Source organism: Arthrobacter sp. Soil_C_49, assembly GCF_057656635.1.
In genome coordinates, this window is the sequence record NZ_JBDGJZ010000010.1 from 48,174 (window position 1) to 65,922 (window position 17,749).

Sequence of the window (17,749 nt, forward strand, 5' to 3'; positions counted from 1 at the left end):
AGTTTTCGTAAAGCGGAATCGTTCTGTCACAATACGGAGATTAGTCCGAGTTCGGCGGCCCACCTAACGGTACGCAGTCGTAATCGGATAAGTTGAAACGTAAACCTTTTGGGCGGGGCCACCTCCGCGGAGCTGTCCCCTGCCCGGCTACGTAAGGAAGAATCATGGATGCACGGCTGGAGGCCATCAGGGACACTGTCCTGGCCCGGAACCCCGGCGAGGCGGAATTCCACCAAGCCATCACCGAGGTCTTCGAAAGCCTCGGCCCGGTCCACGACCGCCACCCCGAGTTCCTCGAAACAGCCATCCTCGAGCGGCTCTGCGAACCGGAGCGGCAGATCATCTTCCGCGTCCCCTGGACTGACGACCACGGCCGGGTGCAGATCAACCGCGGCTTCCGGGTGGAGTTCAACTCGGCACTGGGGCCCTACAAGGGCGGGCTGAGGTTTCATCCCTCGGTGAACCTGGGCATCGTGAAATTCTTGGGCTTTGAACAGATCTTCAAAAACGCCCTCACCGGCATGCCCATCGGCGGCGGCAAGGGCGGCTCCGACTTCGACCCCCGCGGCCGCAGCGATGCTGAGGTGATGCGGTTCTGCCAGTCGTTCATGACCGAGCTTTACCGCCATATCGGCGAATACACCGACGTGCCGGCCGGCGACATCGGCGTGGGCGGGCGGGAAATCGGCTACCTCTTTGGCCAGTACAAGCGCATCACCAACCGCTACGAATCCGGAGTCCTTACCGGCAAGGGCATCTCCTGGGGCGGCTCCCTGGTCCGGCCCGAAGCCACCGGATTCGGAACCGTCATCTTCACCAGCGAGATGCTCAAGACCCGCGGCCTCTCCTTCGACGGACAGCGCGTGGTGGTGTCCGGTTCCGGGAATGTGGCCATCAACGCCGTCGCGAAGGCGCAGGCGCTGGGCGCCACGGTGGTTGCCTGCTCGGACTCCAGCGGCTACATCATTGACGAGGCGGGAATAGACGTTCCGCTGCTGCGCCAGATCAAGGAAGTGGAGCGCGCCCGGCTCAAGGAGTACGGCGTCCGCAAGCCGGGCGCCACGTACGTTGACGGCGGCTCCGTCTGGGATGCCGGCGCCACAGTGGCGCTGCCCTGTGCAACGCAGAACGAGCTCGACGGCGATGCTGCCGCGGCCCTGGTGCGCGGCGGCCTGCTCGCCGTGGGTGAAGGCGCCAACATGCCGAGCACTCCCGAGGCAGTCTCCGTGTTCCAGCAGGCGGGGGTCCTGTTTGCCCCGGGCAAGGCAGCCAATGCCGGGGGAGTGGCCACCTCTGCCCTGGAGATGCAGCAGAATGCCAGCCGCGATTCCTGGTCCTTCGAGCACACCGAGCAGCGCCTGACGGACATTATGGTGGGAATCCATGATCTGTGCGCCGCCACCGCCGAGGAATACGGTGCCCCCGGGGACTACGTCCTGGGCGCGAACATCGGCGGGTTCGTCAAGGTTGCCGACGCCATGCTGGCGCAGGGGCTGATCTAGGCTCCCAAGCGCGCCAGACCGCCGTCGTAGGCCCTTGCCACTGCAACGCGGGGTCACTTAAGGCCCCTCCCGGCCACGCGGATGGGCGATAAGTGACCCCGCGTTGGGTTGTGTCAGGCCTGGCGGCGCCAGTCGGTGGGGGACAAGCCGAAGGCGTCGCGGAAGGTGCGGCTGAAGTGGGCCGCGTCCAGGAAGCCCCAGCGGGCTGCGACCGTACTGACGGATTTTCCGGCGTGGAGCGGATCGCGCAGGTCGCGGCGCGCGCCTTCAAGGCGCTGGCTCCTGATCCAGCTGGCCACCGTGGTGCCGGACTCGTGGAAGACGTTGTGCAGGTGCCTGGTGGAGATGAAGTGGGCGGCCGCGATGCTCGCCGGCGACAGCAGCGGATCGGACAGATTGGCCTCGATGTACTCACGGATGGACGCGGCCAGCAGCGCCTGCGGCTTCATCCGGTCCGGGGTAATGTCCATCTCCGCGTGCAGCATGGTGGACACCAGGTCCAGGGCGTTGGTTGCCAACCGTGAACCGCTGGGACCTCCCAGGACATCAAGGTTTTCGGAGAGCTGGCGGATGAACGGTCCCACGATCCCGCTCAATCCGGTACCCCCTGCCATCCTGACGGCGGCGAGCTGGCCGACGTAATCCGTGGGCAGGGTGAGGGCGTCGCAGGGAAACATCACCACCATCATCCGGGCCTGTTCCTCGAACGCCAGGGTGTAGGGGCGGTTGGTGTCGTAGATGGCCAGATCGCCGGGCTCAAGGAGCGCTTCGCGGGTGTCCTGGATCAGCAGGCCGGTTCCCTCAAGCTGGAGGTTGAGCTTGAAGTAGCGCTCACCGGCCTGGGCAATGAGCGCGGGCGTGCGGTGGACCTCGTGGGATGTGGCCGTGACTTCCACGATGGACATCCGGTCCAGCACGCGCGAGCGCAGTTGTCCGCGGAAGCCGTCCACGTCTGCCGTGCGCGCCGTGAGCGGCACAAAGGATTCGGCCACGAGGTGCTTCCAGTCGTCAAAAGTCCGGGCAACGCTTGTGGTGACGTCCTGGCTGGCGGGTACGGTAGCTGTGAGCATGGATGTTCCTGTCGACGGAGGGCCATCTGGCGTTCCCCAGGGACTGTGTCCTGGAACACAGTCATCTGAGGTTAGCTCCGGTTGATATCTTTTTTCAACACTTGGCGAAAAAAGACTTTTCAGCTGGCTACTTGTTCTTCCCCCGGGCGGCCACGGTCCAGCGGTCCACGAGCTCGCCCCGGCTGACCACCGCCACGTCATCCACGAGGTTCATCGCAAGGCAGACGTGATTGGGAATGACCCGCAGCTTTGTGCCAAGCGGCGGTGGCGTGCCGTCCCCGTGCCATTCCACCGTGGCGTGGTGCTCGGACAGGGCCGTGATCTTCGCGTCGGGGTGGTCCATCAGCCGGCCGAAGCCGCTCGCCCAGGCCGGCCGGTCGCTGCCCAGGATCTTACTTCCGGCGTCGAGGATAAACCGCGGCGGGGTGCCGGGAGCGGTGCTGTGGTGGCTGACCACCGTTGCCGCAACCGTCAAAGCGATGTCTTCAAGAGAACAACGGCCCAGTTCCAGCTGCTGGGCGTCGCCGAAGACGTAGACGCCGGGCCGCACTTCGGTTGCGGACGAGCCCTTGGTGAGGAGCGCGGTCGGGGTGGATCCTCCGCTTCGCACGGCTGCCTCGAAGCCTGCCGCGCTCAGCGTTTCCGCTGCGCGGTGCAGGGCCTCCTGCTCCTGGGCCGCCGCCTCAACCGGCATCCCCGGAGCATAGCTGTGGCCGGGAAAGGTGAAGACCCCGGCAACGTTGAGTCCGGCGTCGGACGCCGCCCAGGCTACGGCTGCTGCGGCTTCCGGATGGACGCCGCTGCGGTGGTGGCCGCTGTCGATCTCCACCAGCACGCTGATATCCCCGGCGGCATCACCAAGGCCTGCTCCCAGTGCGGCCGCGCCGGCTTCGGAGTCCACGCCCACCGAGATCCTCGCGGCTGCGGCCAGCCGGCGCAGCCGCTCCGCTTTCTGCGGCGAAATCCACAGGGGGTAGGCGATGAAGAGGTTCTGCACTCCGGATGCGGCGAACACTTCCGCCTCCCCGATGGTGGCAATGGTCAGCCCTGCTGCGCCGGCCGCGAGCTGCCGTGCCGCGATCTCCGGGATCTTGTGGGTCTTGGCGTGCGGGCGCAGGGCGAGCCCCTTCGCCTTCACGGCCTGTGCCATCCGCTCGATGTTCCGGTCCAGGATGTCCACGTCCACCAGGATTTCGGGCGTATCGACGTCGGCCGGAACAGGTGTGGCGGCACTCCCGGCGGTCACTGCTGCGTTCATCGGGCGGACGGCCGGGTCAGCAGGGCAAGGTAGCCCTCAAGCTGGCGGTCGTGGCCAAAGTCAGTGCGTCCCGCCGGAGCAAGGGCGGCTTCAATCTGGGCGCCGAGCAGCATGTTCAGGAGCTGGCCGGCAAGAACATTGTCGGTGACGGCGGTACTGACGTCGCCGGCGTCCCGCGCCTCTTTGAGGTGGCGCCGGATGGCGGTGAGCCACTCGTCCATGGACTGCTGGTGGATGGCGGCCTTTTGGGGATCGTTGACGGCTTTCTGCCAGAAGGGGATCACGACCCGTGCCTCGTTGATGCGCTCCTCATCGAGGGGGAGTACTTCAAGGCAAAAGGCCCGCAGCGCTGCCAGGCCGGCCTGGCCCGCGGTGACCTTGGCGATCCGCTGGTTGGTCCGGTTGAAGACGTGGCTGAAGGCGAACTCCAGCAGGGTGTCCTTGGTGGGGAAGTACGGCTTCAGTGCGCCGTTGGCGAAGCCCGCCTCCATGGCTATCTCGCGCATGGTGGCACCTTCAAGGCCGTTCCGCGCGATGATCCGCCACGTGGCATCGACGAGTTCCAGGCGCCGCTCGTCATGGTCAACAATCTTTGGCACCGCAGCTGCTCCCCAGAAAATATTTCGCCCAAACCCTTGTGAGCCATCTTACGTAAAGCTTATTCTCTACAACTATAGAAAATAAACGGCCGACCCTACACGGTCCGATCAAAGGTTCCACCATGACGCTTGCTCCAGTTGAAACAACCTCCGCGTTCCGCCTGGCCACCGCCGCCGAAATCCTCGAAGTCCGGTCAATCCTGCAGCGGGAGGACCTGCTCGGGCCCCAGCACCGCATCGCCTACCTGGGCCTCCTCGACCCGGCCCATGGCGGCAGGCCTGGCGCCGAAGGCGATGCGAACCAGGGCCGGCGCTTCCGCATCTTTATCCACGACGTCTCCGGGGCTGCGCCTACGGACGTCATCGTCTCGCTCACGCACCAAAAGGTGGAGTCCGCCGTCGTACTCGACACCGCCGTGACCGGCGAGCTTCCCGTCCTTGAGGAGGAGTTCGAGGTGGTGGAGGCGCTGCTGGCCACCGATGAGCGCTGGCTGGACGCCCTTGCCGCCCGGGATCTCGACGTTGCCAAGGTCCGCGTTGCCCCGCTGTCCGCCGGGGTGTTCGAGTACGCCGAGGAGAAGGGGCGCCGTATCCTCCGCGGGCTGGCTTTTGTCCAGGACTTCCCGGAAGACAGTGCCTGGGCGCACCCCGTGGACGGGCTGGTGGCCTACGTGGACGTGGTGAACAAGGAAGTCACCCAGGTCATCGACCTCGGCGTGATGCCCATCCCGGCCGAGCACGGCAACTACACCGACCCGGAGCTCACCGGGCCGCCCCGCACCACCCAGAAGCCCATTAGCATCACGCAGCCCGAAGGGCCCAGCTTCACCGTCACCGGCGGTAACCACGTGGAGTGGGAAAAGTGGAGCGTCGACGTCGGCTTTGATGTCCGGGAAGGCGTGGTCCTGCACAACCTCGGCTTCCGTGACGGGGACCGGGTGCGGCCCATCATCAACCGCGCCTCAATCGCCGAAATGGTGGTCCCCTACGGTGATCCGTCGCCCATCCGGTCCTGGCAGAACTACTTCGACACCGGCGAATACCTGGTAGGCCAGTACGCCAACTCCCTGGAATTGGGCTGCGACTGCCTGGGCGACATCACCTACCTCAGCCCCGTCATCTCGGACGCCTTCGGCAACCCGCGCGAGATCCGCAACGGCATCTGCATGCACGAGGAGGACTGGGGCATCCTCTCCAAGCACTCGGACCTCTGGACCGGGATCAACTACACCCGCCGCAACCGCCGCCTGGTGATCTCCTTCTTCACCACCATCGGCAACTACGACTACGGCTTCTACTGGTACCTGTACCTGGACGGCACCATCGAATTCGAAGCCAAGGCCACCGGCATCGTTTTCACCTCCGCCTTCCCCGAAGGCGGCTCGGACAACATCTCCCAGCTCGCGCCCGGCCTCGGCGCGCCCTTCCACCAGCACCTCTTCAGCGCCCGCCTGGACATGGCCATCGACGGCTTCACCAACCGCGTGGAGGAAGAGGACGTGGTCCGCCAGGTGATGGGACCGGGCAACGAGCGCGGCAACGCCTTCTCCCGCAAACGCACTGTACTGTCGCGGGAATCCCAGGCGGTCCGGGAAGCTGACGCGAGGGCCGGCCGGACCTGGATCATCTCCAACCCCGAATCCCGCAACCGGCTGGGCGAACCCGTGGGCTACAAACTGCACTTGCACAACCAGCCCACGCTGCTGGCCGACCCGGGCTCCTCCATCGCCAAGAGGGCAGCGTTCGCCACCAAGGACCTGTGGGTGACCCGGTACGCGGAGGACGAGCGGTACCCCACCGGCGACTTCGTCAACCAGCACTCCGGTGGTGCAGGTCTGCCCGCGTATGTGGCGCAGGACCGGGAGATCGACGGCCAGGACATCGTGGTGTGGCACACGTTCGGCCTGACCCACTTCCCGCGGGTGGAGGACTGGCCCATCATGCCCGTGGACACCGTAGGCTTCAAGCTCCGCCCCGAAGGGTTCTTCGACCGCAGCCCCGTCCTGGACGTTCCGGCCAACCCGAACCAGCAGGCCTCCTCCTGCCACAGCGAGGGAACCCCCGGTGGCTCCTGCCACTAGCCTGACGGCAGGAACCGGGGAGCGTACGCCGACGGCAGGGCGGGCCCGGGCCGGCGGTCCCGTCCTGCATCCCCGGCTGGTCGCCGTGGTCACCGCCGGGTCCTGCGTTGTGCACCTGGGGGCGGCCGCCGCCGGCCACCACGGTGTCTGGCTGGGCGTTCTGATGGTGGCGCTGGCGGCGATCTGTGTTCCCTGCACGGTCCATATCTGGCGGCACAGCCGGGTGGCCGCCCTGCATCAGGTGACTCTTTCGGCCTTGCTAATGGTTGGCGTGCACGCGGCGCTGCTGCTCGGCGCGGGAGGCGCGGGGCACGCCCACGGCGGCAGGCCGGCGTCGTCCGCTGCCCAGGCGGCCGGGAGCACCCAGCTGCTGCTGGTCATCGGCCTGGAACTGGCCACCGCCCTGCTCGCCGCCACCCTGGTGGCGCGGCTGCGCCCGGAGAACCGCACCACCGGGGCACGTCCCGGCGCATAGTCGCGCTACTTCTCGTCCGGCCCCAGGTCCGGACCGGCCGTGAAACTCACCTGATGGGTCGAGCTGCCTTGCAGTTCAAGAATGGCCAACTCGTTGATTCCTTGGCGGATTAGCGGGCCGGGTACGTAGAGTGTGCGTTGTGGTCCGCGGCTCCAGTAACGGCCCAGGTTGAAGCCGTTGATGAAGGCATTGCCCTTGGTCCAGCCGTCCAGCCGGAGATACCGGTCGCCGGGCCCGTCGGCGTCGAAGGAGCCGAAGGACAGCGAGGGGCCGGCCACTCCTCCCTTGTCCGGCAGTTCGATGGCGGCACGACGGACAACATCCAGTGAACCCAAATCCAGCGGCCGGATCGTCCAGCCCAGGACCTCCACGCCGTTCAACAGTGCAGGCCCGATGAGTCCCTTGGCTTCGCCGATCCGCGGCCCGTAATTGACCCGGCCCTGGTCCTCCACCAGAACCTGCAGCAACCCGCCCGTCGGAAGGAAGATCGAGCGTTCGCCGAGTTCACGGCTGAGGGTCCCCACCGGAAGCCCGTCCAGGAAGAATTGCGCGCGGTCGCGGACTTCGTTAAAGCTGAGGACGCCGCCGCTGGCCAACTGCCGTTCGTATAGATGGAACCCCCGGTAGTGTCCGGTGGCCTCGCTGACTGGCAGGGATCCGGGGACCGTCAAAGGGCTGCCGAAAGACTCCAAGGCCTTCAGCAGGGGCACAGAAGACACAACGGACACGGCGCACTCCGCGGCCCCGGCGCGGCGCGCGGGAACTTCGCCCGGTACGTCAAAATGCCGGGCGATGACGTCCCGGAAGGCAAAGTATTTGTCGGTGGGGAAGCCATCTTCGCTCAGCGGTGCGTCGTAGTCGTAGGACGTGATGGTGGGCTCGTAGATGCCCTTGTCATTGGCGCCGTTGGTGAAGCCGAAGTTGGTGCCGCCGTGGAACATGTAGATGTTGACGGAGGCCCCGGCGGACAGCAGGGCGTCGAGCTCGGCTGCGGAAGCGGCGGCGTCGGTGGTGTGATGGTGGGTGCCCCAGTTATCGAACCAGCCGTTCCAGAACTCCGCGCACATCAGCGGACCCGTGGGCTGGCGTTCGCGGAGGAACGCCAGGCGTTCGGCGGCGCGGGAACCAAAGGTTCCGGTCTTGTGCAGCTCAGGCAGCGAGCCATCCTCGATCATGGTGCCGAAGGGCTGGTCGCAGGTGAAGAGCGGGACGTCCACGCCGGCGCGTTTTGCAACGTCCACCAGGTGCTGGAGGTACGCCTTGTCCTTGCCGTACGCGCCGTACTCGTTCTCGACCTGGAACAGGATGACTGGTCCGCCCCGGGTGATTTGGCGTTCGACGACGATGGGCAGCAGGCTGCCGAGGAAGGAGTCGACGGCGGCAAGGTAGGCAGGTTCGCTGCTGCGCACACCCACTGTGGGATCACTGAACAGCCATGCGGGTAATCCGCCGTTGTCCCACTCGGCGCAGATGTAGGGGCCCGGCCGGACGATGGCCCGCATTCCTTCGGCTGCCACCAGATCAAGGAATCGGCCGAGGTCAAGGTTGCCGTCAGTACGAAAAGCCCCTGGGGTGGGGGAGTGTTCGTTCCATGGAACGTACGTCTCGATGGTGTTCAGCCCCATAAGCCGGGCCTTGTGGATCCGGTCCGCCCACTGGTCCGGGTGGACCCGGAAGTAGTGGATGGCGCCGGAGAGAATACGGAAGGGCTCCCCGTCCAGCAGGAAGTCGTGGTCGCCAATGGCGAAGGTGTTCAAGGAGATTCCTCCGTGGTTGTGTGACGTCTGCCCAGCACCGTGTGGAAGGCGTAGGCGGCGTTGCTCCAAACCACAAACAGAAGGGGCGCCGGCGCCAGGGCAACGCCCAGGACCGGCTGGAGGAGCGCGGCCGAGGCGATAATGCCGAGCAGCACCAGCATGGCAAGGCTGAGGTACCAGCGCTGGACGCAGAGGTAAAGGGACGCCTTCACCAAACTCTTGAGCCGGGCGTTCGGGAGCAGCACGGCCCCGGCGACGGACAGCACCGCCACACTCACCACCACAGCCGCCGCCACCACAATGACGGGAACCAGCACCGCCCCGGCGGGCAGCGACTGGACAATTGCGAGGTCCACGCCGAGGAACAGCAGCGCCGCGACGGCGGCCAGGCCCATCGGTGCCGTCCGCCGGAAACCGCGCCGGTAGCCCCGCAGGAAGGAGGCAACCGGCTTAACCGCAGTGCCGTCGTCGTTCAATGCCTGGAAGGCGGCGAACAGGCCCGCGAGCGACGGCGGGACTGTCACCGAGAGTGCGAGGAAAAACGGCCAGGCAGCGATGGGGTCTGCCACCAGGGCAAGGCACAGCACCAGGGGAGCGTTGGCCAGTGCCGTCAGCACGTTCCCGGCCAGGAAGGTGTAGACGAAGCCGAAGATGCCGCCGAACGTTTCGAACCCCGGGCTGGGGATGCGCCCGGCAAGGCCGCGCCGCCGCGAAGGGTGCTGTGCCACGGAGCTCATCCTTTCATGCCGCTCGTGGCGATGCCCTGGATGAAGTAGCGCTGGCCCAGCAGGAAGATGACCAGGATGGGGATCACCGAGATGACTGAGCCGGTCATGATCATGGCGTACTCGGCGTCGAACTGGCCCACAAAGGAGCGCAGGCCCAGCTGGACGGTCCACAGGCGGTTGGACGTGAGGTAGATGAACGGGCCCATGTAATCGTTCCAGGTGTTAACGAACGTCAGCAGTGCCAGGCTGGCCAGGGCCGGCTTGGACAGCGGCAGAATGACCCGGGCCCAGATGCCGTACTCGCTCAGGCCGTCGATGCGGGCCGCCTCGCACAGTTCGTCCGGGATGGTCATGTAGTACTGGCGCATCAGGAACACGCCGAACGCGCCGAACGCCTGCAGCAGGATCAGGGCGTTGAAGCTGTTGGTCAGGCCCAGGTTCTGCATCATGATGTACTGCGGCACCATGTAGGCCTGCCACGGCACGGCGATGGTGCCGATATAGGCCAGAAAGAGGACGTCGCGGCCGGGGAAACGGACCTTTGCGAACCCGTAGGCGGCCAGCGAGCCGGTAAGCACCTGCAGGCAGGTGATGATGACGGCAAGGTAGAGCGAGTTCTGCAGGTACCCCATCATGGGAATGCGGGTCCAGATGTCCGTGTAGTTGCTCCACACAAACTCGGTGGGGATCCACTGGATGGGAACCGTGAGCACCTGGTTGTTCTCCTTCAGGGAGGAGGACACCATCCAGATGAACGGCACCATCAGCGCCACCACCAGCACGGCCAGCACGGCGTAGATCACGGTGTCAGTGGTGCGCGCCTTGCGTTCGCGTGTGGAGCGTTTGCGCTCTGAACGACGGCGGTCGTCCGGAGCGGATGCCAGGCTGGTTCCGGCAAAGGGTGCCTCAGCCTTAAGGTCTTCGGCCATGTTGGTCATCAGCGTTCCCTCCGCTGTTGGATCTTGAACTGCAGGACGGTGACCGTCAGTACGATAAGGAACAGCACCAGCGAGATGGCCGACGAGTAGCCGAACTTACCTTCGCCGATGCCCTCCTGGTAGATGAGCTGGGACAGCACCGTGGTGGAGCGGCCCGGGCCGCCGTTGGTCATCACCACGATGAGGTCGAAGACCTTGAAGCTTGAGACTGTCAGCATCACCACAACGAAGAAGGTGGTGGGCCGCAGTGACGGGATGGTCACGTTCCAGAAGCGCTGCCAGGCGCTGGCGCCGTCCACTTCGGCCGCTTCGTAGAGCTCGTTGGGGATGGCCTGCAGGCCGGCCAGGTAGAGGACCATGTAGTAGCCCATGTCCCGCCAGACGCTGGTAATGATGACGGCCGGCATGGCCCAGTCGGAACTGGACGTCCAGCCGGGAGCTTCGGCGATGCCGATGGAGTGCAGGAACTGGTTGATGGGGCCGCTGTCCGGGCTGAAGAGCATGTTCCAGACGACGGCGACAGCCACCAGTGAGGTGATGTAGGGGAAGAAGATGGCCACCCGGAAGAAGCCGATGCCCTTGAGCTTGCGGTTCAGCAGCATGGCCAGGAGCAGTGCCAGCGCCATGGTGAGGGGGACGTGCCCCAGGGCGTAGGCCATCGTGTTGCGCAGCGCCACCCAGAAGGTGTCGCTGGCCAGCATGCGCTGGAAGTTGGCCAGGCCCACCCACTTCGGTGCCGTGAACGAGGTCCACTCCATAAAGGAGAGGGCGAATGCGGCCAGGACGGGGATGAGCGTGAAGGCCAGGAAGCCCAGGAAGTTCGGCAGGATGAACGTCCAGCCAATCAGGGTGTTCCGCCGGGCCTGCTTCCGGTTGCCCCGGCTGGCAGCCGGGGCAACGGGAGGAAGGGTTTTTGTTGTCATGATGGCTGTTACTGTCCGAGGACTTCGCTCTTGACGCGCTTGCCCATCTCGGCGATACCGTCCGCGACGGAGCGCTCGCCCACCATGATCAGGTCGTGCTCCTGGTTCAGGACCTTGTCCGTTGCGGCGGACTTGTCGCTGACCGGCATTTCCAGGGCGGTGTCGTCCGGGGTAAAGGCCTTCTTGGACAGCTCGTCTGTGGGCATGCCGTCCAGCTTGAAGTACTCGGCGGTGATGGCATCGTTCTGCAGGGCCGGGACAACACCGATCTTGGAGATGGCCTTGGCGCCCTCCTCGCCGGCGGCCCATTCAATGAACTTCTTGGCTTCGTCGGAGTGGGATGCGTTCTTGTTCACGGCGAAGGCGGTGGGGGAGCCGAACGTGGTGACCTTACCGTTGGAGTCCTTCTGCGGCAGGGGAGCCAGGCCCCAGTTGACGTTGGTCTTGCCATCCTTTTTAGCCTGGAGGATGCCGGCGATGTACCAGGTGCCCATCGGCATCATGGCAGCCTGACCGGATTCGAACATGGTGCGGTAGCTGGTTTTCTGGCTCTTGGCAGTGCCGAAATCCAGCGTGGAGCCGCTCTTCTGCAGGTCCAGCGCGGTGTTGTACTGGTCCGCCATGAAGCTGTAGTCGCCGCTGTTCTGGTCCGCGTCATTCTGTGCGGCGGCGATGGCCTGGACCACCGAGCGCCAGATGTGGTGGTAGGTGCCGTAAACCTTCTTGCCCTCGGCTTCTGTGGTGAGCTTCCGGGCCAGGGCGGTGTATTCGTCCCAGGTCAGGTCCTTGGGGTCCTCGATTCCGGCGGCCTTGAACAGGTCCTTGTTGTAGTACAACAGCCAGAAGTCCTGCCGGTACGGGGCGGCGAAGTACTTGCCGTCCATGTCGAAGGCGTCGATGCCGGCGAGGTTGTCCTTGCCCACCGAATCCACCACGCTGTTGATCTCCTGCAGCTGGCCGTTGTTCGCATAACGTGCGTAGTCGATGACGTTCTTCATGGTGAGGACGTCCGTGGTGTCGCCGCCTGCCAGCATGGTGGTGACTTTCTGCGGGTAGTCATCGGCGAGGATGTCCACCGGCTCGATGTCGACCTTGGGGTTGGCGGCCTCATAGGCATCAAAGAGTGCCTTGAACTCCGGGGTGCCTTCGTAGTTCCAGACGGACACCGTCAGGCGGGTTTTGCCGTCCTGGCTTTGGGGTTCGGCGGGGCCTGCGGCACCTGCGCAACCGGTCAGGCCAAGCCCGGCGGTCACTGCCAGGGCGATGGCGGCGAGGGTTGTGCGCTTCATTGCGATCTCCTTTGTAGGGTTTCAATTTTGCCGTAGCGGCGGCGGTGTTCTTTGGTCAGGCGCTGAGGGAGAGGTCCTCGTGGAGGACCTGGGCGAGGAGGTCCCGGCCGGTGAGGTACCGTTCCAGGTCGTCCAGCGCGGCGTCGGACATCCTCCGGGTTTCGGTGCCCAGTGATCCCGCGATGTGGGGGGTGATGATGACGTTGGGAAGGTCGTAGAGCTTCGAGTCCGCGGGCAATGGCTCCGGTTCGGTGACGTCCAGCAGGGCCACGATGCGGCCGGTGGCGCATTCTGCTTCCAAAGCCCTGGTGTCCACGAGCGAACCCCGGGCGGTGTTGATCAAGGTGGCATGGTCCTTCATGGCCTGCAGTTCCCGTGCCCCGATCATGTGCCGGGTTTCGGGCAGGGCGGGCGCGTGGACCGTGACGATGTCCGAGGCCGGCAGCAGCTCCGCCAGCGGAACAAGGCGTCCGCCGGCCGCAGCTACCGTTCGTGGATCGGCATGCGGATCGCTGACCAGGCACGTCACGTCCTGCAGCTGTTGTACGAGCTGCACCACCCGGCGTCCAATGCGGGAGAACCCGATGACGCCCACCACCCGGCCGATGTTGCCCAGCTCGCCACGCTGGGTGGTGTAGCTCCAGTCCTCGCGGAAGATACGGGCATCGTTGGACAGTACGTGCGCCTTCTTCCCTGCCAGGACGATGGAGGCGAAAGTGAACTCGGCCACCGGGATGGCGTTCGCGTCCGCACCGTTGGTTACCAGGATGCCCCGTTCCCACAGCTCCTCGCTGACGAAGCTGCGGACGGTGCCCGCGCAGTGGAACACTGCCCGAAGCTTGGGCATCCGCTCCAGGCGGGCGGCGTCAAGGCGGGGTACGCCCCAGCTGGTCAGGAGGATTTCGACGTCGGAAAGCCGCTCCGCGAGCTCCGCGCCATCCAGCGCATCGGTCCAGGGGTCCGCACCGAGGTCAACGACTTTTCCCAGCCGTTCCAGCCGGGTGGAATCAAATTGATCGGCAAAGGTTCCACTGTTCATGACCAGCAGCGCCTTGGGCTTTTGTGACATCAGGGATCCTCCTTTCGCATTCTGTGGTGCAACCCGTCGGGGCTGAATCATGTCTTGCATCACATTGAACATTCAGTAGATACTCATAAACAAGGCGGTTCATTCAAGCTGTTCTTACTCGTTCTAAAACGTTCAAACACGAACAAATGGAAGAAGTCCATGGGCTCCAACATCCTCACCGCGGCCACCCTGGAAACGCCCTTGGCCTCTGCCTGGAGCAGCAGGGCCGCGGCGCCTGAACTGGCGGAATTGCTTCGTGGTGCCAGCGAGCGCATGCGCGTGCGCCCGGCAGGGGAGAGGGCATGGGAAGCAGTTCCCGCTGATGCGCTTTCGGCACTGCGCCGGCAGGCAGGCGAGGAACGGGGCACTCCCTGGCCGCAGCCCCTCGTCTCGCACTACGCCCGCTACTTCCGGGACGGGAACCGCACCGCTTACGAGGGACTGGTGGCGGCACGTCAGCAGCGGCTCACCCGGGCAGTAGTGATGTGTTTGCTCCCGGACACGGACCCCACCCCGGCGGCGGATGCGGACCGGGAGGCCCCCGACTGGCTCGACGAAGTGATCGACGGCGCGTACCTCCTGTGCGAGCAAAGTTCCTGGAGCTGGGGCGCGCATGATGACGTCTTTTCACGCTCGGGAGAGGTGGTGCCGCGCAAGTCCCGGCCGTACCTGGACTTGGGTGCCGGGGAGGTTGCAGCCCAGCTTGCCTGGCTGGACCACGTCCTGGGCGACCGCCTGGACAACAGGGCTCCCGGCCTGCGGCGCCGCATCCGCGAGGAAACGGCAGAACGGGTCATCCGCCCCTTCCTGGAACGCGTCGACTGGCACTGGCTGGGGCTGGACGGCAACGTCCACAACTGGAATCCCTGGATCCACTCCAACCTCCTCGCGGCCGCGATTTTCCTGCTCGACGATCCAAACGAACAGGCTCGAACAGTGACCCGCTGCATCGAGGGGCTGGACCGCTTCCTGGGCTCCCTGCCGGCGGACGGTGCCATCGACGAGGGCTTCGCCTACTGGTGGAACGGCGCGGGGAGAATGCTGGAAGGCCTTGCCCTGCTGGCGGAAGCCACCGGCGGTGCGCTCGACGCCGACCTTCCGGTGATCCGCGAACTGGTGGCCTTCCCGCACCGGATGCACATCGGCGGGGACTGGTTCCTGAACGTCGCCGACGGTCCGGCGCGCGCAACGAAGGCCCTGCCGTGGGACATGCTGCACCGCTGGGCAGTGCGCCTGGATGACCAGGACACCGAACGCCATGCCGCAGCTTGTGCGTCGGCCCGGCCGGACGCGTCGGCGGGGCTGGGCCGGGTCCTCCACGCGCTCCTGAACGCCGCCGATGCCCCGAAGCCCGCGCACCTGCCGCTGGTTCCCTTCACCTACCTGCCGTCCGTGCAGATCATGGCGGCGCGCGAGCAGGGCGGCACGGAACAGGGCCTGTTCCTGGCGGCCAAGGGCGGACACAACGGCGAACACCATAACCACCGCGATGTGGGCTCGGTGGTGGTTGCGGTTGACGGAGTTCCGCTGCTGGTTGACGCCGGCCAGCCGACGTACACGGCGAAGACTTTCGGCCCGGACCGTTACGACATCCGGGCCATGCAGAGTGCCTGGCACAGCGTTCCGGCACCTTTTGGCCTGGAGCAGGGCGCCGGCGCAGAGTTTGCGGCCGAGGTGCTGCAGGCGCCCGAGTCCACGTCCCCCACGCTGCAGCTTGCGCTCGGGGCCGCCTATGGTTTTCGTCCAGACCAGTGGGTCCGCACAGCATCACTCGACCGGAAAGCCCGTGCAGTAATTGTCGAGGACCGCTGGGACCTTGGCCGTCCGCCGGAAAGCGGGAGGTCCGACGTCGATATCACCTACCTTGCTGCCGGCACCGTCACCGTGGGGCATGGCACAGCCACGGTTCGGCCCGCTGGCATCCCGGCCGCCGGGACCACCCGCGGGGCCGTCCTGCGCTGGGAGCCGGCCGCCGCCGTCGTCCTCGTTGACGAGTGGCTGCTGGACGATCCCCTTCTCGCGGACAGCTGGGGTGCGAAGCTCACCCGGCTGCGCTTCCGCCTGCCCGCCGCGGACCTGCCCGCGCACTCGACAAACGCCGACCATCCAAGCGCCGCCGGCGCATTCACCCTCACCGTGGAGGCTACGCCATGAGTCCTGAACAACCGCACGAAACCGCCGGCAAGGCGCTCTTTTCGCTTCAGCGGAGGGAACGGCTGATGGAGGAACTGCGGGCCCACGGCGCCATCACGGTCCGGGAGATTGCCGCGAAACTGGGAGTCAGCGAGCTGACCATCCGGCGCGACGTCAACCTCCTGGCCGACGAAGGACTTGTCTCCCGAGTCCACGGCGGAGCGACCCTGCCCAGCCGGCTGGACCGCTCAGCGGCGGCGGGCCGGCCCCAGCCGCACAGCTATGCCATCGGCATGGTGGTGCCGTCGCTGGACTACTACTGGCCGCAGGTCATCAGCGGGGCGCGCGCCGAGGCGGAGGAACAGAACCTGCGGATCATGGTGCGCGGTTCCGCCTATGACGCCGCGGACAACCGCCGGCAGGTGCAGGCGCTGCTGGACAACCAGAATGTAGACGGGCTGATCGTGGCGCCGGACATGACCGGGGACCAGGGCCAGGAGTTGCTGCGCTGGCTCAACGCGCTGCCCATTCCCGTGGTGCTGGCAGAACGCCGGTCGCCGATCGAAATCCCCGCCCACCGGCTGGAATGGGTGGCCACGGACCATGCGTTCGGCGCCGGCATGGCCGTCAGGCACCTGTGGCAGGAGGGGCACCGGCGGATCGGCTGCCTCACCGACTCCGCCAGCCCTACCAGTCCGCATGTGGTGCGCGGCTGGCGGCAGGCGCTCGCTGCCCTGAAGATTCCGCTGGAGGGATCCGTGCACGAGGACTCTGCCAAACAGGAGAACGGGGAACGCGCCCAACACTTCGACCACGTCCTGGAGTTGTGCGAAAAAACCGGGACCACCGCCATGCTGGTCCATTCCGACACCCAGGCGGTGGCGTTTGTGCAGCACTGCGTGGACCGGGGACGCTCGGTGCCGGGGGACATGGCCATCGTGGGGTACGACGACGAGGTGGCCTACCTCGCCGAGCCCGCCATCTCCGCCGTGCGGCCGCCGAAACAGTACGTGGGGAAAGTGGCAGTGCAGCTGATGGCGGCCCGCCTGGCCGAGGGCAGGATGCGGCCGGTGCACCGGATCGAGCTGAACCCGGAGCTGATCCTGCGCGAATCTTCCGTTGGCGCGCCGCGCGTGCCCAACGCCGACGTACTGCAGGAATCCCCGTGACGGCGGGACAGGCGCCGGAATCCGCTTCACCCGGTGCTGCCCTGCAGCCCAAAGCGCTGCTGCTCAGCGGCGTCGGCCGCTATGCCGACCCCTGGCATCCCTTCGCTGAGACGTCCGCGGCTTTGGCGGGCCTGCTCACAGAGGCGGGTTACGACGTCGACATTCCCGCTGACGTGGACACCGCCCTGGCCGGCCTCGCTGCCGATGACCCCGCCCTGCCCGACCTCCTGGTGATCAACGTGGGCCTGCCCCGTGACGGGCAACCGTCCCCCGGTACTCCTGACGCCGCGGCCGGGCTGACCCGCTGGCTCAGCTCAACCCGTCCTTTGCTGGCCAGCCACGTCAGCTCCACCAGTTTTGTGGACCTGCCGGAGTGGGAATCCGGGTTGGGCGGCCGCTGGGTGCGCGGCCAGTCCATGCATCCCGAGTACGGACCGGCCGCCATCCACGTCCTGCCCGGTTCCGGACCGCTCGTTGCCGGGATCGGCGACTTCAAGCTGCCGGATGAGCGGTACAGCTGGCTGCGGACCGCTCCGGGCATCACCGTCCATGCGACCCACACCCATGAGGGCGTGGAGCACCCGGTGATGTGGTCGTTCGAGCGGGGCAGTCAGCGCGGTACGTCCGGCCAGGAGACAGCCGGCCGGACCTTCTACGATGCCCTGGGCCATGACGCCGCCTCCTACGGATCGGCCGAACACCTCGAACTGCTCCGCCGCGCCCTTGCCTGGCTCACAGCCTGAATCCGCAAAAGCCCC

Annotated in this window: 15 protein-coding genes; 6 read left to right on the top strand and 9 right to left on the bottom strand. The window is 66.0% G+C overall.

Translation table 11 applies throughout. The features are described 5' to 3' along the window. The first annotated feature begins 164 nt into the window (after positions 1–164). Entirely contained in the window at positions 165–1,502 is a 1,338-nt protein-coding gene (gene gdhA, locus AC3A4Z_RS15915) for an NADP-specific glutamate dehydrogenase (protein WP_498712640.1), read from the top strand. 113 nt (positions 1,503–1,615) lie between these two features. Here gdhA and AC3A4Z_RS15920 read toward each other — a convergent pair whose 3' ends face one another. The 3 genes from AC3A4Z_RS15920 to AC3A4Z_RS15930 all read right to left on the bottom strand — a co-directional run bounded on the left by AC3A4Z_RS15920 (position 1,616) and on the right by AC3A4Z_RS15930 (position 4,429). Continuing rightward, the gene (locus tag AC3A4Z_RS15920) at positions 1,616–2,572 is read right to left on the bottom strand and encodes an AraC-like ligand-binding domain-containing protein (protein WP_498712641.1); all 957 of its coding nucleotides are present in this window, start codon (positions 2,570–2,572) and stop codon (positions 1,616–1,618) included. Between the two features lie 127 nt (positions 2,573–2,699). Then, positions 2,700–3,830, bottom strand: a complete 1,131-nt coding sequence (locus AC3A4Z_RS15925) for an alanine racemase (RefSeq protein ID WP_498712642.1) — start codon at positions 3,828–3,830, stop codon at positions 2,700–2,702. Continuing rightward, positions 3,827–4,429 carry a TetR/AcrR family transcriptional regulator gene (locus AC3A4Z_RS15930; protein WP_498712643.1) on the bottom strand — a complete coding sequence of 201 codons (603 nt, stop codon included), beginning with the start codon at positions 4,427–4,429 and terminating at the stop codon, positions 3,827–3,829. Before AC3A4Z_RS15930 ends, AC3A4Z_RS15925 begins: the two co-directional genes overlap by 4 nt. A gap of 122 nt (positions 4,430–4,551) precedes the next feature. On the opposite strand from AC3A4Z_RS15930, the gene AC3A4Z_RS15935 reads away from it, so the two are divergent. Both AC3A4Z_RS15935 and AC3A4Z_RS15940 read left to right on the top strand, forming a co-directional pair. Next, on the top strand, positions 4,552–6,510 hold the full coding sequence (locus tag AC3A4Z_RS15935; protein ID WP_498712644.1) for a primary-amine oxidase: 1,959 nt from the start codon (positions 4,552–4,554) through the stop codon (positions 6,508–6,510). Continuing rightward, positions 6,494–6,985 (top strand): hypothetical protein, encoded by a 492-nt coding sequence (locus tag AC3A4Z_RS15940; RefSeq protein WP_498712645.1) that lies wholly within the window; start codon positions 6,494–6,496, stop codon positions 6,983–6,985. The genes AC3A4Z_RS15935 and AC3A4Z_RS15940 overlap by 17 nt, the downstream gene beginning before the upstream one ends. Before the next feature lie 5 nt (positions 6,986–6,990). Here AC3A4Z_RS15940 and AC3A4Z_RS15945 read toward each other — a convergent pair whose 3' ends face one another. From AC3A4Z_RS15945 to AC3A4Z_RS15970, 6 genes are read right to left on the bottom strand one after another with little or no spacing between them, the layout of a single operon-like run. Next, positions 6,991–8,742: a glycoside hydrolase family 35 protein gene (locus AC3A4Z_RS15945; protein WP_498712646.1), complete on the bottom strand. Its 1,752-nt coding sequence runs from the start codon at positions 8,740–8,742 to the stop codon at positions 6,991–6,993. Then, positions 8,739–9,479 (bottom strand): YesL family protein, encoded by a 741-nt coding sequence (locus AC3A4Z_RS15950; protein WP_498712647.1) that lies wholly within the window; start codon positions 9,477–9,479, stop codon positions 8,739–8,741. The genes AC3A4Z_RS15945 and AC3A4Z_RS15950 overlap by 4 nt, the downstream gene beginning before the upstream one ends. Continuing rightward, positions 9,476–10,408 carry a carbohydrate ABC transporter permease gene (locus AC3A4Z_RS15955; protein WP_498712648.1) on the bottom strand — a complete coding sequence of 311 codons (933 nt, stop codon included), beginning with the start codon at positions 10,406–10,408 and terminating at the stop codon, positions 9,476–9,478. Before AC3A4Z_RS15955 ends, AC3A4Z_RS15950 begins: the two co-directional genes overlap by 4 nt. Further along, positions 10,408–11,331 (bottom strand): ABC transporter permease subunit, encoded by a 924-nt coding sequence (locus AC3A4Z_RS15960; protein WP_493971840.1) that lies wholly within the window; start codon positions 11,329–11,331, stop codon positions 10,408–10,410. The genes AC3A4Z_RS15955 and AC3A4Z_RS15960 overlap by 1 nt, the downstream gene beginning before the upstream one ends. 8 nt (positions 11,332–11,339) lie before the next feature. Continuing rightward, positions 11,340–12,620: an ABC transporter substrate-binding protein gene (locus AC3A4Z_RS15965; protein ID WP_498712649.1), complete on the bottom strand. Its 1,281-nt coding sequence runs from the start codon at positions 12,618–12,620 to the stop codon at positions 11,340–11,342. A 55-nt stretch (positions 12,621–12,675) separates the two neighbouring features. Further along, positions 12,676–13,689, bottom strand: a complete 1,014-nt coding sequence (locus AC3A4Z_RS15970) for a hydroxyacid dehydrogenase (RefSeq protein WP_498712650.1) — start codon at positions 13,687–13,689, stop codon at positions 12,676–12,678. 159 nt (positions 13,690–13,848) lie between these two features. Between AC3A4Z_RS15970 and AC3A4Z_RS15975 the strand changes: the two genes are divergently transcribed. Genes AC3A4Z_RS15975 through AC3A4Z_RS15985 form a run of 3 tightly spaced genes read left to right on the top strand, consistent with a single transcriptional unit; the run spans position 13,849 to position 17,734 of the window. Then, complete coding sequence (locus AC3A4Z_RS15975; protein ID WP_498712651.1) at positions 13,849–15,843, top strand: heparinase II/III family protein; 1,995 nt, start codon at positions 13,849–13,851, stop codon at positions 15,841–15,843. Then, positions 15,840–16,991 carry a LacI family DNA-binding transcriptional regulator gene (locus tag AC3A4Z_RS15980; protein ID WP_498712652.1) on the top strand — a complete coding sequence of 384 codons (1,152 nt, stop codon included), beginning with the start codon at positions 15,840–15,842 and terminating at the stop codon, positions 16,989–16,991. The genes AC3A4Z_RS15975 and AC3A4Z_RS15980 overlap by 4 nt, the downstream gene beginning before the upstream one ends. Continuing rightward, complete coding sequence (locus AC3A4Z_RS15985; protein ID WP_498712653.1) at positions 16,988–17,734, top strand: ThuA domain-containing protein; 747 nt, start codon at positions 16,988–16,990, stop codon at positions 17,732–17,734. Before AC3A4Z_RS15980 ends, AC3A4Z_RS15985 begins: the two co-directional genes overlap by 4 nt. Positions 17,735–17,749 lie beyond the last annotated feature (15 nt).

Coding starts and splice junctions, on each gene's coding strand:
- gdhA (WP_498712640.1), top strand. CDS start 165: ATGGATGCACGGCTGGAGGCCATCAGGGACACTGTCCTGGCCCGGAAC.
- AC3A4Z_RS15920 (WP_498712641.1), bottom strand. CDS start 2,572: ATGCTCACAGCTACCGTACCCGCCAGCCAGGACGTCACCACAAGCGTT.
- AC3A4Z_RS15925 (WP_498712642.1), bottom strand. CDS start 3,830: ATGAACGCAGCAGTGACCGCCGGGAGTGCCGCCACACCTGTTCCGGCC.
- AC3A4Z_RS15935 (WP_498712644.1), top strand. CDS start 4,552: ATGACGCTTGCTCCAGTTGAAACAACCTCCGCGTTCCGCCTGGCCACC.
- AC3A4Z_RS15950 (WP_498712647.1), bottom strand. CDS start 9,479: ATGAGCTCCGTGGCACAGCACCCTTCGCGGCGGCGCGGCCTTGCCGGG.
- AC3A4Z_RS15955 (WP_498712648.1), bottom strand. CDS start 10,408: ATGACCAACATGGCCGAAGACCTTAAGGCTGAGGCACCCTTTGCCGGA.
- AC3A4Z_RS15960 (WP_493971840.1), bottom strand. CDS start 11,331: ATGACAACAAAAACCCTTCCTCCCGTTGCCCCGGCTGCCAGCCGGGGC.
- AC3A4Z_RS15965 (WP_498712649.1), bottom strand. CDS start 12,620: ATGAAGCGCACAACCCTCGCCGCCATCGCCCTGGCAGTGACCGCCGGG.
- AC3A4Z_RS15970 (WP_498712650.1), bottom strand. CDS start 13,689: ATGTCACAAAAGCCCAAGGCGCTGCTGGTCATGAACAGTGGAACCTTT.
- AC3A4Z_RS15975 (WP_498712651.1), top strand. CDS start 13,849: ATGGGCTCCAACATCCTCACCGCGGCCACCCTGGAAACGCCCTTGGCC.
- AC3A4Z_RS15980 (WP_498712652.1), top strand. CDS start 15,840: ATGAGTCCTGAACAACCGCACGAAACCGCCGGCAAGGCGCTCTTTTCG.